Genomic DNA, 14,556 nt, shown 5'->3' on the forward strand with positions numbered 1-14,556 from the left:
TCGCGAGCAGGCTCACTCCTACAGGGGGGTGTTGGTATTTAAGTCAAGCAGGGATTTATTGTCATGAGGACGCTGGAATGAGCAACGTGGTGGTGGTCTATCACAGTGGCTACGGGCACACCCGTGTCATGGCGCAGGCCGTGGCCCAGGGGGTGGAACGGCACTTGGGCAGCACCTGCCTGTTGATTCCGGTGGAGGAAGTGGACGACCACTGGGACCGCTTGCACAGCGCCGACGCCATCATCTTCGGCTCGCCGACCTACATGGGCAGCGCCTCGGCACCGTTCAAAGGCTTCATGGAAGCCACTTCGGCGTTCTACCTGGCCCAACCCTGGCGCGACAAACTGGCCGCCGGGTTCACTAACTCCGGCAGCCTGTGCGGCGACAAACTCAACACCTTGCTGCAAATGGCCGTGTTCGCGGCCCAGCATTCAATGATCTGGGTCGGCCTCGACCTGCTGCCCGCGCGCTCCGGCACCGGCGTGTTCGATGGGCAGATGAATCGCTTGGGCAGCTCGCTCGGTGCCATGTCCCAATCCAATGTCGAACAACCCCCCGAACTGGCCCCGCCACCCGAAGACCGCTGCACCGCCGCGCACTTGGGCGAGCGCGTGGCGCGGCTGGCCGAACGCATGAACCACTCACCGGTTTGATACACCCCCGACACTCGCAAAGGAGATAACCCATGACAACATTCACCACCCGCGACGGCACCGAGATTTACTACAAGGACTGGGGCACCGGACAGCCCATCGTCTTCAGCCACGGCTGGCCGTTGAATGCCGACAGTTGGGAGTCGCAGATGATCTTCCTGGCGTCCAAAGGTTACCGGGTCATCGCCCATGACCGCCGGGGGCACGGGCGCTCCAGCCAGCCGTGGTCCGGTAATGACATGGACCATTACGCTGACGATCTGGCGCAACTGATCGAGTTGCTGGACCTCAAGGATGCGGTGCTGTTCGGCTTCTCTACCGGCGGCGGCGAAGTGGCGCGCTACATCGGTCGCCATGGCACGGGCCGGTTGGCCAAGGCCGGGCTGATCTCCGCGGTGCCGCCGCTGATGCTCAAGACCGAAGCCAACCCCGGCGGCCTGCCGATCGAAGTGTTCGACGGCATTCGCCAGGCGTCCCTCGTCGACCGTTCGCAGCTGTACATCGACCTCGCCAGCGGTCCGTTCTTCGGCTTCAACAAACCGGGCGCGAAACCGTCCCAAGGCATGATCGACTGGTTCTGGATGCAGGGCATGATGGCCGGCCACAAGAACGCCTATGACTGCATCAAGGCCTTCTCCGAAACCGACTTCACCGAAGACCTGAAGAAATTCGACATCCCGACTTTGGTGGTGCACGGCGACGCCGATCAGGTCGTGCCGTTCGAAGCCGCGGGCGTTGCTTCGGCAAAACTGGTGAAAGGTTCTACGCTCAAGATCTACCCAGGCGCACCGCACGGCTTGACGGATACCCACAAGGATCAACTCAACGCTGATTTGCTGGCGTTCCTCAACGGCTAACACTCGCTGCTACAGGTGCCCGGGCCCCTGTAGCAGCTGTCGAGCCCCGCGTTGGGCGTTATTGTGCGTGAAGTTGAGCGGTGTAGGCGGGTGGATGAGGGTGTGAGCGTACCGTGCGGCAGCGCCAGGCAAACGGATTGATGCCTTCGCTGCGGGTGAAGATGTGGCAGAAGTGCGCCTGATCGCAGAAGCCGCATTCGAGGCTGATTTGCGTGAGGCTCAAGTCGGTGTCGCGGATCAGCTGCTTGGCCCGTGCAATGCGTTGCAGACGTATCCAGTCCTGAGGCGAATAACCGGTGCTGCATTTGAACGCGCGGGAGAAATGACTGCGCGAGAGGGCGCAGGCCCGCGCCAGTTCAGTGACCTCGACGGATTCATCGAGACGGTCGAGGATCAGTTGTTTCGCCAGGCTTTCGCGCCATGGGGTCAGGCCGCCGGTGGTCTTCTTTGGCGATTCAGTGACTGCCACGCGGGCGACGTTTTGCTGAGAATGAGCCATGACAAATGTCCGTGTCGGTGAGCTTCATTCTTCGTCGCGGGGTGTTGGCAGGCGAGTTAAACGTTGTTAATTCCGTCCTCGCGCAAATCCGGCAAAGGCGCTAACTCAGCACATTGCTGCAATTTCTTCAGACGCAGTACTTGCACTATTGATGTCATCCGGTGGCGTTAGGCGTGGCCGCTTTTTTTTATCGATCAAGGGTGAAGGCATGAAACATTCTCTGGTTTGCGCATTGGGGCTCGCGGTAGCGCTGGCATCAGGCACTTCCTCGGCGCAGGCACCGGCGCAAGTCGGCACACAGGCACCGGGCTACTTCCGCTTGGCGGTGGGCGACTACGAAGTGACGGCGTTATTCGATGGTTACAACGACCTGTCACCGAAACTGCTCAAGGGCCTGACACAAAGTCAGATTCGCGCATTGCTGGCCCGTCGCTCGATTGAAACGCCGGGTGTGCAAACCGCGTTCAACGCGTTTTTGGTCAACACCGGCAAGCAGCTGATTCTGGTGGACACCGGCGCCGGCCAGTGCATCGGCGCAACGGCCGGCATGCTCTCGGACAACATGAAAGCCGCCGGGTACGAGCCGTCCCAGGTCGATGCGATTCTGTTGACCCACCTGCACCTTGACCACGTCTGCGGGCTGGTCGACGCAGAGCAAAAACCAGTGTTTGCCAATGCCACGGTCTACGTGGCAAAAGCCGAGGCTGATTACTGGCTCGATCCTCAAGCCATCGCCAAGGCCCCAGAGGGCGCCAAGCCTTATTTCAAAATCGCCCAGGATTCCACCGCGCCTTACGTTGCGCAGGGTCGTTTCAAGACGTTCGAGGCCGGTCAATCGCCCGTGCCGGGTGTGGTCGATGCCACGCTGGAGAGCGGACACACCCCCGGCAGCACTACGTACCGCTTCACCTCTGAAGGGCAGAGCATTCTGTTCATGGGGGATCTGGTGCATAACCTCGCGGTGCAATTCGAGCACCCTGACGTGTCGATCGCTTTTGACGTCAACAGCCAGCAAGCGATCAAGAACCGGGCCAAGGTGTTCAGTGACGCTGCCGCCAGCAAGACCTGGGTGTCGGCGGCGCACTTGCCGTTTCCGGGCATCGGTCACATCGCAACCGAGGGCAAGCACTTCCAATGGGTGCCGGTCGAATACGGGCCTTACAAACGTGCGGCCAAAGTACCGCTGATCGAGTAAAGTCCCAGCGTTTCGTGCCTGGCTCAACACACAAAGGAACCGTGCTTATGAACCGTAACGATCTGCGCCGCGTCGACATGAACCTGTTGGTGATTTTCGAGGCGCTGATGTTCGAAAAGAACCTGACCCGCGTCGCGGAAAAACTGTTCATGGGCCAACCGGCGGTGAGTGCGGCGCTGGCGCGGTTGCGCGATTTGTTTGACGATCCGTTGTTGCTGCGCAACGGACGCGGCATGGAACCGACCGCGCGGGCACTGGCGATTCTCAAGGAGTTGCAGCCGGCGATGGACACGATCTCGGGCGCCGTCAGCCGGGCCAAGGAGTTTGATCCGGCGACCAGTTGTGATGTGTTTCGTATCGGGCTGTCGGACGATGCCGAGTTCGGTTTGTTTCCGCCGTTGCTGCGGCAGCTGCAAGAAGAGGCACCGGGGATTGTGGTCGTGGTACGGCGCGCCAACTACCTGCTGATGCCGGCGTTGCTGGCCTCCGGGGAAATCTCTGTGGGCGTCAGTTACACCACCGACCTGCCGGCGAACGCCAAGCGCAAAAAACTGCGCGATATTCCCTGCAAAGTGCTGCGCGGGGACAAGCGTCCGGGCACGCTGACGCTGGATGAATACTGCGAACGGCCCCACGCCATGGTGTCGTTCTCCGGCGACCTGAGCGGCAACATCGACCTCGACCTGGCCAAGCTTGGACGTAGCCGTCGCGTGGTGTTGGGCGTGCCGCAGTTCAGCGGCTTGCGCGCATTGCTCGCCGGCACCGAGATGATCGCCACCGTACCGGACTATGCCGCGTGCGCGCTGGTGGAAGGCTGTGGGTTGCGTGCTGAAGACCCACCGTTTGCCATCGATGCAGCGCAATTGTCGATGGCCTGGAGCGGGGTGCATGACAACGACCCGGCGGAGCGCTGGTTGCGCTCGCGAATTAGTGAATTCATGTCGGGGCCTTTGCCCATTCCAGCCTGAACGTGGCGGCTTACGGACCGGGCAGATTCCCGCCTGCAGGAAACTGTGTGGGTATGACGGCCGGTTTCAAGGCAGAGCCACTCGTCTGAAAAAACCGTCTACCTGTCAGTTCTGACAGTAGCGACTATTCCCGATCCAGTGTGAGATAGGCCAGTACCCCAAGGGCAAGGTCGATCCCGCACTGAGAGCGAACGATGAATAATCTGACTGCCGTAACCACCCATGACTTGCCCCCTCCACGTATCAAGGAAAACCCGGTTTTCACCCTCCTGAGTCCGGTGGCGGTCAGGCATAACCTCACAGTCGTGGCGAACTACGACAGTCAGACCACGGACAGGATCCGCGTCACATGGCAAGGGGCACCGGGCACGCCGGCCGAGGGTTCCTATACCTCGGGCTTCGTCGAGGTCGGAAATACTCGCCCTGCGGAGCTACGAATTCCCAATTCGCTGGTGACCTTCAACCTGGGCCGTACGGTAACGCTGACCTACACCGTCATCAGTGAAGACGACCCGGAGCCCAGAACCTCGCAGCCATTGATTTTGTATGTGCTGCCACTGGCACAAGGCGATATGCCCAGACCGTTCATCCCGCAGGCGGACAACGCGGGTGAAGGCTTGGTTCTGAATGTGAATGACCTGACCGAATTCACGCTGCGAATAAATGGATGGCCCCTGATTGCCTACAATCAAAACCATTGGCTTCGGCTCAGGGGAACCAACGCCAACGGCAGTGCTTTCGAGGCTGTGTACTGGCCTCGCACGGTTGTCGATCAGCAATTGATCCTTCACGGCTTCTATGCCAAAAACTTTGTTGCCGATCCGCTTAAACGGCTCATGGATCGCAGCACTTTGATTCTGGAGTTCATGGCGACGCTGGATGGAAGCGATGATGAGACCACAGCGCTGATTTTTGCGCCGCGCAACTACATTGTAAGAACGGATGCACCGAAAACGCCGGTGATCCTGTCGGTAAGAGATCCACTCGGTCAGGACATCGCTGATGGAGGTGATACCGAGTACGGCAGCGTGACCCTGGAAGGTACCGCTACAGAGGGTGAAGATGTGGAAATCTTTGCCAGCAACATTCCAAAAGGCACGGCCACGGCCGATTCCGGTCGTTGGAAGCATCAGGTGACTGGACTGACCGACGGGTTACACGAGTTGAAGGCCAAAGCCTTGTATGGCGACGGCGCGGTATCCAATTCGTGGAGGATAAACGTGAGCCTGCAAAAGCGGCAGTTGTCGATCAAGGAAGCGCCCGATCACGTCAATCTGGATCCCCTGGCGGCGTTGCAAAGACTGACCGCAGTGCTGGATTCTGAAATGGCGCCTGGCGATCTGCTCACTGTGAGGTGGGCAGCCGCGCCCGGCACGCTGCCAGCGGGCTCACACACGACAAGCGCCGTTTTGGCCGGCAATACTCGACCCATCGAAATACCGCTGCCTGTTTCATTGGTCGCGTTTAGCCTGGGTAAAAAAGTAGAGCTGACGTTCACCTATACCCGCGGGACATCGGATCCGGTGACCTCTCAACCCTTTCCCCTTGATGTTCTGACGATCCCGGCGGTCGAGCTCATTGCTCCGGTGATTACCCAGGCGAACGGCACGACCGTGCTGGACCTGAAAGACGTCACGTCCGGCGCGACCCTCAGTTTTGGTGGCTGGCCACATATCGCCCAAGGGCAGCGCATCTGGCTGGATCTGGAGGGTGAAAACGCCAGTGGTGGCAGCCACAATCTCCAGACCTGGGCGGGCTCGCGCAACTCGGTGCACCGTGCTTGGGTCACGAACAATGGCTTTAGCATCACCATTGCGTACAGCTATCTATCGCTATTGAGGGATGGCAGCCGGTTGGCCATTCGCTTCCGGGTAAATATGGATCAGGTGGCAGATGACGCGACAGCGATGGTCTTCGGCACGCGTGAATATACTGTTCGAGCCGTTCCCTGAACCGGGCCGGTTTATCGATACCTTGATCGATCCTGCCCGTCATGCAGGTCCCCTGTGGGTGTGAGCCTGCGTCGCTTGGTAGATCTGTGCTCTTCCACAAAAAGAGCACACCCATCCAATTTTTCCCGTCCCCACACCGGCACTATCGAAAAACGTCCCGGCGCATCATTGCCGGTGGTTTTTCATTTGTGCAGGTAGCCCATGAACACGTCGCTACGGGATGAACGGGTCCAGGACTGGGGACTGCTGTTTCTGCGGGGCAGCGCCAGTCTGTTCCTGCTGTGGGTGCACGGCTTGCCGAAGCTGCTTGACTACAGCGCTCAACTGCACGTCATCGAAGACCCTTTCCACCTTGGCGCCAACCTGACGCTGATGCTGGCGATTTTTGCCGAGGTGCTGTGCCCGTTGCTGATCATTGTCGGACTGTTGGTGCGTTTGGCGTGCCTGCCGATCTTGTGTGTGTTGCTGGTGGCGATGGTGGTGGTGCATCCGCAATGGAGCCTCGAGCAAGGGCAATTCGGCTGGTTGTTGTTGATCTTGTTCACCAGCATTTTCATCGCCGGGCCTGGTCGGCTGGCGCTCAATGTCCGATTCACCGGAGCGTTGCGTTATGCCTGAAGCCAAACCTTTTGAAGAAGTCGTGACCCTGATCATCAAGCACCGGGTCAAGTCGGGTTTTGAAGTGCCTTACGAAGCCTGGCTGCGCAACATTGTCAGCATCGCCGGGCAGCAGGAAGGGCACTTGGGCGTGGACGTGATGCGCGGCAAAAACGCCGGGCTCGACATGTACACCTGCGTGCTGCGCTTTTGCACCACCGAGGCGATGCAGCACTGGCTCGATTCGCCGCAACGCCTGGAACTGGTCCGCGAAGCGACGCCGATGCTCGCCGACGGCGACCAGACCGAGGTCAACCCGGTCAATGAATTCTGGTTCGCGCCCCAGGCCGACGCCGCGTCGCCACCGCCGCCACGCTGGAAGCAGGCCGTGGTGACCTTGCTGGTGATTCTGCCGCACACCTTGCTGGTGCCGCTGATCTGGGGACCGCTGCTGCAACTCAACGCGGTTCTCTCCAATTACGTCGTAGCGACGTTTCTGATCACGCTCACCATCGTGCTGTCGGTGGTGTACCTGTTCATGCCCATGGCGACCCGATTATTCGCGCCCTGGTTATCTCCTTCCCCTCAGCCCAAGGAAACGCGATGAACGCCGATCTGATTCTGTTCAATGGCCAATTTCATACCGTTGACCGTGAAAACCCGCTCGCCAGTGCCGTGGCGATCAGCGACGGCCGCTTTGTCGCGGTCGGCACCGATGCCGAGGCCATGGCCCTGCGCGGTTCGGGCACGCAGGTCATCGATCTCAAGGGCCGCTGCGTCATCCCCGGCCTCAACGACTCGCACCTGCACCTGATCCGTGGCGGCCTCAATTACAACCTCGAACTGCGTTGGGAAGGGGTGCCGTCGCTGGCCGATGCCTTGCGCATGCTCAAGGATCAGGCCGACCGCACACCAACGCCGCAATGGGTGCGCGTGGTCGGTGGCTGGAACGAATTCCAGTTCGCCGAAAAGCGCATGCCGACCCTCGAAGAACTCAACCAGGCAGCACCGGACACCCCTGTATTCGTCCTGCACCTGTACGACCGTGCCTTGCTCAACCGTGCCGCGTTGCGCGTGGCCGGCTACACCCGCAATACGCCGAACCCACCGGGTGGCGAGATCGTGCGCGATAGCAACGGCGAGCCGACCGGCATGCTGGTCGCGCGGCCCAACGCGATGATTTTGTACTCGACGCTGGCCAAGGGGCCGAAGTTGCCGCTGGAGTACCAGGTCAACTCGACCCGCCAGTTCATGCGCGAACTCAATCGTCTCGGTCTCACCAGCGCGATCGATGCCGGCGGTGGTTTCCAGAATTACCCGGACGATTATCAGGTGATCGAGCAGTTGGCCAAGGACCAGCAATTGACCATCCGTATCGCCTACAACCTGTTCACCCAGAAGCCCAAAGAAGAACTCACCGACTTCAAGAACTGGACCAGCAGCGTGACCCTGCACCAGGGTGACGATTACCTTCGGCATAACGGCGCCGGGGAAATGCTGGTGTTCTCGGCGGCGGATTTCGAAGACTTCCTCGAACCGCGTCCGGACCTGCCGCAAACCATGGAAGACGAACTCGAGCCGGTCGTGCGCCACTTGGTGGAGCAGCGTTGGCCGTTCCGTTTGCACGCCACCTACAACGAATCGATCAGCCGCATGCTCGACGTGTTCGAGAAGGTCAACCGCGACATTCCGTTCAACGGTTTGCCGTGGTTTTTCGACCACGCTGAAACCATCACCCCGCAGAACATCGAGCGGGTGAGGGCGCTGGGCGGGGGTATCGCGATTCAGGACCGCATGGCGTTTCAGGGCGAATATTTTGTCGAGCGTTACGGCGCCAAAGCTGCCGAAGCGACGCCGCCGATCAAGCGCATGCTGGCCGAAGGCGTACCGGTCGGCGCCGGCACCGATGCCACGCGAGTGTCCAGCTACAACCCCTGGACTTCGTTGTACTGGATGGTCAGCGGCCGGACAGTGGGAGGGCTTGAGCTGCATGCCGAAGGCCTGTCCCGGCAGACCGCGCTGGAACTGTTCACCCACGGCAGCGCCTGGTTCTCTTCCGAGCAGGGCAAGAAAGGCATGATCAAGGTCGGTCAATTGGCGGACGTGGCGGCATTGAGTGCGGACTTTTTCAGCGTCGACGAAGAAGCGATCAAGTGGATCGAGTCGGTGTTGACCGTGGTTGGCGGCAAGGTGGTGTATGCCGCCGGTGACTTCGAAAAACTCGGGCCGGCCAGCGTACCGGTGCTGCCGGACTGGTCGCCGGTGGTCAAGGTCCCGGGCCACTGGCGTCCGACCTCGCCGATGCAGGCGCAGGTTCACCATTGCAGCGGGCCGTGCGGCGTGCATGCCCACAGCCATGAAAAAGCGCGCTTGTCGACTGCGCCGGTCAGCGATTTTGCCGGTTTCTGGGGCGCCTTTGGCTGCTCGTGCTTCGCGTTCTGACGATCACAACAAAGCGCCGATGGACTGTGTCGGCGCCCGACGTAATACCCATCCACCGAGGAGTTTCACATGAGCAACGTTCCGTACAAACGCCTGAACAAGGATGATGCCGTGGTCTTGCTGGTCGACCACCAGACCGGTCTGATCTCGCTGGTTCAGGATTTCTCGCCCAACGAATTCAAGAACAACGTCCTGGCCCTCGCGGACCTGGCCAAGTTCTTCAAACTGCCGACCATCCTCACCACCAGTTTCGAAAACGGCCCGAACGGCCCGATGGTGCCGGAACTCAAGGAGCTGTTCCCGGACGCGCCGTACATCCCGCGTCCAGGCCAGATCAACGCCTGGGACAACGAAGACTTCGTCAAAGCCGTCAAAGCCACGGGCCGCAAGCAGTTGATCATTGCCGGTGTGGTGACGGACGTTTGCGTGACGTTCCCTACGCTGTCGGCGCTGGCAGAAGGGTTTGAAGTGTTCGTCGTCACCGACGCCTCGGGGACCTTCAACGAAACCGTGCAACAAGCGGCATGGGCGCGTATGACGGCGGCGGGTGCACAACTGGTCAACTGGTTCTCGGTGGCCTGTGAGCTGCAAGGTGACTGGCGCAATGACATGGAAGGCTTGGCGAATCTGCTGTCGCCGCGTATTCCGAACTATCGCAATTTGATGAACAGCTATTCGGCGCTGACGTCGAAGTAAGTCCAGCCCCAATGAAAAGTGCCCGCCAATGCGCGGGCATTTTTTTGCCTGACGAATGCGCTTTTTGTAGCAACCGCCGAGCCTAGTCCGACTCCTGTAGCCACTGCTCGTCAGCTGCTACGCGAATTGGGTGTGTAATTGTTGGGGTGTCGATACCCTGAAAAACGGCTATAAAGTGTTCGACTGTCAATCAGGCTGTGACAATGAACCCGTTCGAAGATATGCGTATTTTTTGCCAGGTCATGGACTCCGGCAGCTTCACCGCGGCGGCAGATCAATTGGGGTTGTCCAAGCAATTCGTCAGCCGGCGTTTGATGCAACTCGAAGAGCGCCTGGGCGTGCGCTTGCTCAATCGCTCGACCCGGCGGCTGGACGTCACCCCACTGGGGCAGAGTTATTACGAGTCGGCCTTGCGCCTGCTCGGTGAAGTCGAGCAAGTGGAGCAGGGCATCGCCGGGCAAACCACCGAGCCACGGGGCACGATTCGCATCAGCGCACCCTTGTCGTTTGCATTGGCGCATTTGGGCAGCCTGCTGCCGCTGTTCTTGCAGCGTTATCGCGACGTCACCGTGGAAGTGGACCTGAGTGATCGCCCGGTAGACTTGCTCAGTGAGGGGTATGACCTGGCGTTGCGTATCGGCATTCTTGAAGACTCAACGCTGATCGCCCGACGCATCGCCTCGATCCAGCGTGTGTACTGCGCCAGCCCGACGTACCTGGCCGAACGTGGCACGCCGCTTAAACCCGAAGACCTGCACGACCATGACTGCCTGCCGTACGGCCACGGTCGTCAGGTGCAATGGCGGTTTGAAGGGCAGGGCAAACCGCTGACCGTCAATGTCACGGGCCGGATGCGGGTCAATAACGGCGAGTTGCTCAAGGACGCGGCGATTTCCGGGATGGGGATTACCTATTTGCCGACATTTATCGTCGGTGCAGCCTTGAAGGACGGCAGGCTGGTGCCGGTGCTGGAGGCGTTTCAGCCTGAGCCGCTGAGGTTGTCGGCGGTCTATCCGCAACACCGCCAGAGCTCGCGCCCGGTGCAGGCGCTGATCGAGTTTTTGCGTGAACAGCTGGATCAGACTGAAGACGAACTCTAATCCTCACACAGTTCCCCCTGTAGGAGTGAGCCTGCTCGCGATGACGGAGTGTCAGACGACATCAATGTTGAATGACAAATGGCTATCGTCGGAACGCTGCCCGGAGCAGGCTCGCTCCTACAGTTGGTTTGTGGATGACCTGGGCTTAATGGTGATCAGGTCCTTTTGTCATCGCCGTTGACATGAACACCACGGTCATCACCGACTTCGCCGTTGGCATGGACGCCACGGTCATCACCGACTTCACCATTGGCGTGGACGCCATGGTCATCGCCGATTTCGCCGGCGCGATGAACACCATTTTGGTTGTGTGACACTTCGCCGGAGCGATGAACGCCATTTTGGTTGTGGGACACTTCACCGGAGCGATGAACGCCGTTTTGGTTGTGGGACACTTCACCGGAACGATGAACACCATGGTCATCGCCTACTTCGCCGTTGGCATGAACGCCATGATCGTCGCCAGGTTCGGCGTGCGTGCCATTGCGACCGGAGTTGGAGGAGGCTGTGTTGCCGGCATTACCAGGGCCGTGGTCGCTGCCGCTGTGACTGCTGCCGCTATTGCCGCCGCTGCCACTGTTGCCGCCACTGCCGCTTCCACCGTGACCGCCGCTGTTGCCGCCGCCACCGTTTCCACCGCCGCCATTGCCTCCGCCGCCACCGCCATTACCGCCGCCACCGCCGCCACCGCCGCCACCATTGCCGCCGCCACCGCCGCCACCGCCGCCATTTCCGCCGCCACCGCCACCGCCACCATTACCGCCACCACCACCATTGCCACCGCCGCCATGACCTCCGCCATTGCCGCCACCGCCACCACCGCCGCCGCCGCCACCATCCTTGGCCTGAGCAGTCGACATACTGGACAGACTGTCCGGTATCAATACGGTGGACGCCGACAAGACCGCGCCAATAGCTACTGCCAGTAAAAGCTTGTTGATGTGCATGTCGTTCTCCGTCTTATTCAGGGTTGGAACGTTGATGAACAATGCAACGTGCTGCTCGATTCAATAGGTGAACACCACACCTTCCGAATTTATTCAGCTGAATCGCCGATAAAAAACGCAACGTAGCGCTATGCCTCATTCCAGAGCCTTAGTGAATGCTTGAGGCAAGCTCGAAGATCGGCATGTACATCAGGATCACGATGACCCCGATCAACAACCCGATAAACGTCATGAGCAGCGGTTCGAACAACCTGACAAACCATTCGAGCCAGCGACTGATTTCTTCGTCGTAGAAGTCGGCGCTGCGTTCCATCATTTGCCCGAGGTTGCCGGACTGTTCGCCGGCGCGCAGCAAGCGCAGGGACACCGGGGTCACCAGGTGATTGAGCTCCAGCGCGGCCGACAGCGATTGGCCCTCGCGCACCCGTTCGCAGGCTTCGTCCAGGCGTGTGCGCGAAGCCACGGTGAGCAAACCGCGCACCATGCCCATGGCGGTGACGAGGGGAATGCCGCCCTGCAACAGAATCCCCAGCGAGCGATAGAAACGCGCCAGTTCGTACATGAAGATGCGTTGGTGGATGGCCGGGAGTTTTTCGATCAGGCGGTCCACGCCCCGACGAAAGGCCGGTTGGCGCTGGAGGAAGGCGAGGGCGACGATGATCGCCAGCAACCCGCCGAAGAATTCGCCCTGATGCGCATGGAGGAACATGCCGCTGGTCATCAACACTTGCGACAGCCACGGCAGGTTCGACCCCAGGCCTTCAAACACCAGGCTGAAACGCGGCACTACGTAACCCATCAAAAACAACACCACGCCACCGCCCACCACCAGCAACAGCATGGGGTAGATCGACGCGCTGACGATTTTTTGCCGAACCTCGTCCATGCGCTGGCGATAGCTGACATAGCGGCCCAGGGCTTCGCCCACGGCGCCGGTCTTCTCGCTGGACTGCACCAGTGCCACATACAACGGCGGGAATATGGCCGACAACTGACCCAGTGCCTGGGAGAACGATTTGCCCTCGTACAGCAAGCGCACCAGCTCACTCAAGGTTTTGCGGGCCTGTGGCGCGCTTTCTTTTTCGGCCAGGCTTTCCAGTGCATCGATCAGCGGCAGGCCTGCATTGAGTAGGGTGGTCAGTTCCTGGCTGAACAACACCAGGTTGAAGGTCTCTCGCTGTTGCAGACGCAAGGCGCGCCAGTGCCGTTCGGCATGCAGGCTGACCACCCGCAACCCCTGGTCTTCGACGATGCGCCGAGCCTCGCTGTGACCGGGGGCCTCGACCGTCATCGAGACCACGCCGGCCTTGCCCACGGCTTTGAGATGAAAGCGCATGGTCTTCCCCCGTCATTGCCAACTGGTGACTTCGGCGTTTTCGCCTTCGCCACCGGGCTGCCCGTCCTTGCCCATGGACAGCAGATCGTACTCACCGTTTTCGCCGGGATAGCGGTAGGTGTAGTTACGGCCCCACGGGTCCTGCGGCAATTTTTTCTGCAAGTAAGGTCCGGTCCAGTGGGTTTCATCGCTCGGCGCGGTGACCAGCGCCTGCAAGCCCTGCTCGGTCGACGGGTAGTGCCCGACCTCCAGGCGATACAAATCCAGCGCCTTGCCCAGGCCTTCGATTTGCGCCTTGGCGACCTTGACTTCGGAACGGCCCAGTTGGGCGAAATACTTCGGCGCGACGATGCCGGCCAACAGCCCCAGCACCACCAGCACCACCAGCAGTTCGAGCAGGGTGAACCCGCGTTGCGTACGCGGGGCACAGCACAGACGTTGATTCATGATGACCTCACACAGTCGGCAGAAGGGTCGCGATAAAGGCTTATGCAATTGCCATGCAAAGCCCCTGGCAACCTTCTGAACCTCCCGTGCTACGGCCTTTCACGCTTACGGCACAGTGCTTGCGTATGGCTGATTAACGATCGGCCAGTGGGGCATTACCCCCAATTTTCGGGGCCGGCCAGGGGAGGTAGAACAATGAAAACACTCACCACTGGATTGCTCGGATGCCTGCTATTGACCAGCGTCGCACAGGCCGATGTCTTCGTTTCCGTGGACGCCAAGGGCAGCTACGTTTTGTCCAACGTTCACCGCCCCGGCCGCACCTATGAACGGGTTATTCACGAGCCCACCGCAGCGGTCGTCAGCCTCGACCAGCAACCGCAGATGATCGCCGCGCAACCCTACGCCGAGCTGGTCTCGGCCGCTGCCAAGGCCAATGAAGTTCCGGAGGCGCTGTTACACGCGGTCATTCGCGCCGAGTCCCGCTACAACGCCGACGCAACGTCCGCCAAAGGCGCTGGCGGATTGATGCAGTTGATGCCCGACACCGCGCGGGAGATGGGGGTCAAGGATGTCTACGATCCGAAGGCCAACATCCAGGGCGGCGCCAAATACCTCAAGCGTCTGCTGACCCTGTTCGACAACGACATTGCCCTCGCGGTAGCGGCCTACAACGCCGGCCCGCAAGCGGTGCTCAGCCGTGGCGGGGCGATCCCGCCGTTCGCCGAAACCCAGCGCTACGTGCCGGATGTCCTGCGCCAATACCGGCGTTTGCAGGGCCTGGCCGTGGACGCGCCGTTGTAGTCGAAACCCCGTGCCGGCTTGCCCCAATAGTGGGGAATGATGGCCCCGGCAGAAAAGTGGGGA

At 60.4% G+C, this 14,556-nt stretch carries 15 protein-coding genes; 11 read left to right on the forward strand and 4 right to left on the reverse strand.

Annotated features, from left to right (window positions below; all coding sequences use genetic code 11):
• The first annotated feature begins 77 nt into the window (after window positions 1–77).
• Together SB725_RS13070 and SB725_RS13075 are read left to right on the forward strand one after the other, a co-directional pair.
• Complete coding sequence (locus tag SB725_RS13070) at window positions 78–653, forward strand: flavodoxin family protein (RefSeq protein WP_027921414.1); 576 nt, start codon at window positions 78–80, stop codon at window positions 651–653.
• A 32-nt stretch (window positions 654–685) separates the two neighbouring features.
• Complete coding sequence (locus tag SB725_RS13075) at window positions 686–1,510, forward strand: alpha/beta fold hydrolase (protein ID WP_027921413.1); 825 nt, start codon at window positions 686–688, stop codon at window positions 1,508–1,510.
• A gap of 58 nt (window positions 1,511–1,568) precedes the next feature.
• Here SB725_RS13075 and SB725_RS13080 read toward each other — a convergent pair whose 3' ends face one another.
• Entirely contained in the window at window positions 1,569–2,009 is a 441-nt protein-coding gene (locus SB725_RS13080) for a helix-turn-helix domain-containing protein (RefSeq protein WP_059181142.1), read from the reverse strand.
• Between the two features lie 208 nt (window positions 2,010–2,217).
• Between SB725_RS13080 and SB725_RS13085 the strand changes: the two genes are divergently transcribed.
• The 8 genes from SB725_RS13085 to SB725_RS13120 all read left to right on the forward strand — a co-directional run bounded on the left by SB725_RS13085 (window position 2,218) and on the right by SB725_RS13120 (window position 10,959).
• Entirely contained in the window at window positions 2,218–3,204 is a 987-nt protein-coding gene (locus tag SB725_RS13085) for an MBL fold metallo-hydrolase (protein WP_410921890.1), read from the forward strand.
• A 47-nt stretch (window positions 3,205–3,251) separates the two neighbouring features.
• A complete protein-coding gene (locus SB725_RS13090; RefSeq protein ID WP_059181140.1) occupies window positions 3,252–4,172 on the forward strand; it encodes a LysR family transcriptional regulator in 921 nt (306 codons plus the stop codon).
• 194 nt (window positions 4,173–4,366) lie between these two features.
• Complete coding sequence (locus SB725_RS13095; protein ID WP_050590120.1) at window positions 4,367–6,124, forward strand: hypothetical protein; 1,758 nt, start codon at window positions 4,367–4,369, stop codon at window positions 6,122–6,124.
• A gap of 201 nt (window positions 6,125–6,325) precedes the next feature.
• Window positions 6,326–6,742 carry a DoxX family protein gene (locus SB725_RS13100; protein ID WP_059181138.1) on the forward strand — a complete coding sequence of 139 codons (417 nt, stop codon included), beginning with the start codon at window positions 6,326–6,328 and terminating at the stop codon, window positions 6,740–6,742.
• On the forward strand, window positions 6,735–7,328 hold the full coding sequence (locus SB725_RS13105) for an antibiotic biosynthesis monooxygenase (RefSeq protein ID WP_410921891.1): 594 nt from the start codon (window positions 6,735–6,737) through the stop codon (window positions 7,326–7,328). The genes SB725_RS13100 and SB725_RS13105 overlap by 8 nt, the downstream gene beginning before the upstream one ends.
• Window positions 7,325–9,163: an amidohydrolase gene (locus tag SB725_RS13110; RefSeq protein WP_410921892.1), complete on the forward strand. Its 1,839-nt coding sequence runs from the start codon at window positions 7,325–7,327 to the stop codon at window positions 9,161–9,163. The genes SB725_RS13105 and SB725_RS13110 overlap by 4 nt, the downstream gene beginning before the upstream one ends.
• A 69-nt stretch (window positions 9,164–9,232) precedes the next feature.
• Complete coding sequence (ycaC, locus tag SB725_RS13115; RefSeq protein WP_027921406.1) at window positions 9,233–9,859, forward strand: isochorismate family cysteine hydrolase YcaC; 627 nt, start codon at window positions 9,233–9,235, stop codon at window positions 9,857–9,859.
• A gap of 203 nt (window positions 9,860–10,062) precedes the next feature.
• A complete protein-coding gene (locus SB725_RS13120) occupies window positions 10,063–10,959 on the forward strand; it encodes a LysR family transcriptional regulator (RefSeq protein WP_194939716.1) in 897 nt (298 codons plus the stop codon).
• A gap of 155 nt (window positions 10,960–11,114) precedes the next feature.
• Here SB725_RS13120 and SB725_RS13125 read toward each other — a convergent pair whose 3' ends face one another.
• From SB725_RS13125 to gspG, 3 genes are all read right to left on the reverse strand, one after another.
• Window positions 11,115–11,906: a hypothetical protein gene (locus tag SB725_RS13125; protein ID WP_410921893.1), complete on the reverse strand. Its 792-nt coding sequence runs from the start codon at window positions 11,904–11,906 to the stop codon at window positions 11,115–11,117.
• A 148-nt stretch (window positions 11,907–12,054) separates the two neighbouring features.
• Complete coding sequence (locus SB725_RS13130; RefSeq protein ID WP_027921403.1) at window positions 12,055–13,242, reverse strand: type II secretion system F family protein; 1,188 nt, start codon at window positions 13,240–13,242, stop codon at window positions 12,055–12,057.
• A 12-nt stretch (window positions 13,243–13,254) separates the two neighbouring features.
• Window positions 13,255–13,689, reverse strand: coding sequence for a type II secretion system major pseudopilin GspG (gene gspG / locus SB725_RS13135; RefSeq protein WP_059181132.1), 435 nt, complete (start codon window positions 13,687–13,689; stop codon window positions 13,255–13,257).
• A gap of 195 nt (window positions 13,690–13,884) precedes the next feature.
• Here gspG and SB725_RS13140 point away from each other — a divergent pair, with 195 nt between their 5' ends.
• Window positions 13,885–14,493 carry a lytic transglycosylase domain-containing protein gene (locus SB725_RS13140; RefSeq protein WP_027921401.1) on the forward strand — a complete coding sequence of 203 codons (609 nt, stop codon included), beginning with the start codon at window positions 13,885–13,887 and terminating at the stop codon, window positions 14,491–14,493.
• Window positions 14,494–14,556 lie beyond the last annotated feature (63 nt).

The sequence above is a fragment of the Pseudomonas sp. SIMBA_041 genome (genome assembly GCF_046535095.1).
Classification (GTDB): Bacteria; Pseudomonadota; Gammaproteobacteria; order Pseudomonadales; family Pseudomonadaceae; genus Aquipseudomonas; species Aquipseudomonas mucoides.

What these genes read in the sequence shown, in the direction of transcription:
- SB725_RS13070 (WP_027921414.1), top strand. Translation starts at nt 78, where the DNA reads ATGAGCAACGTGGTGGTGGTCTATCACAGTGGCTACGGGCACACCCGT.
- SB725_RS13075 (WP_027921413.1), top strand. Translation starts at nt 686, where the DNA reads ATGACAACATTCACCACCCGCGACGGCACCGAGATTTACTACAAGGAC.
- SB725_RS13080 (WP_059181142.1), bottom strand. Translation starts at nt 2,009, where the DNA reads ATGGCTCATTCTCAGCAAAACGTCGCCCGCGTGGCAGTCACTGAATCG.
- SB725_RS13085 (WP_410921890.1), top strand. Translation starts at nt 2,218, where the DNA reads ATGAAACATTCTCTGGTTTGCGCATTGGGGCTCGCGGTAGCGCTGGCA.
- SB725_RS13090 (WP_059181140.1), top strand. Translation starts at nt 3,252, where the DNA reads ATGAACCGTAACGATCTGCGCCGCGTCGACATGAACCTGTTGGTGATT.
- SB725_RS13095 (WP_050590120.1), top strand. Translation starts at nt 4,367, where the DNA reads ATGAATAATCTGACTGCCGTAACCACCCATGACTTGCCCCCTCCACGT.
- SB725_RS13100 (WP_059181138.1), top strand. Translation starts at nt 6,326, where the DNA reads ATGAACACGTCGCTACGGGATGAACGGGTCCAGGACTGGGGACTGCTG.
- SB725_RS13105 (WP_410921891.1), top strand. Translation starts at nt 6,735, where the DNA reads ATGCCTGAAGCCAAACCTTTTGAAGAAGTCGTGACCCTGATCATCAAG.
- SB725_RS13110 (WP_410921892.1), top strand. Translation starts at nt 7,325, where the DNA reads ATGAACGCCGATCTGATTCTGTTCAATGGCCAATTTCATACCGTTGAC.
- ycaC (WP_027921406.1), top strand. Translation starts at nt 9,233, where the DNA reads ATGAGCAACGTTCCGTACAAACGCCTGAACAAGGATGATGCCGTGGTC.
- SB725_RS13120 (WP_194939716.1), top strand. Translation starts at nt 10,063, where the DNA reads ATGAACCCGTTCGAAGATATGCGTATTTTTTGCCAGGTCATGGACTCC.
- SB725_RS13125 (WP_410921893.1), bottom strand. Translation starts at nt 11,906, where the DNA reads ATGCACATCAACAAGCTTTTACTGGCAGTAGCTATTGGCGCGGTCTTG.
- SB725_RS13130 (WP_027921403.1), bottom strand. Translation starts at nt 13,242, where the DNA reads ATGCGCTTTCATCTCAAAGCCGTGGGCAAGGCCGGCGTGGTCTCGATG.
- gspG (WP_059181132.1), bottom strand. Translation starts at nt 13,689, where the DNA reads ATGAATCAACGTCTGTGCTGTGCCCCGCGTACGCAACGCGGGTTCACC.
- SB725_RS13140 (WP_027921401.1), top strand. Translation starts at nt 13,885, where the DNA reads ATGAAAACACTCACCACTGGATTGCTCGGATGCCTGCTATTGACCAGC.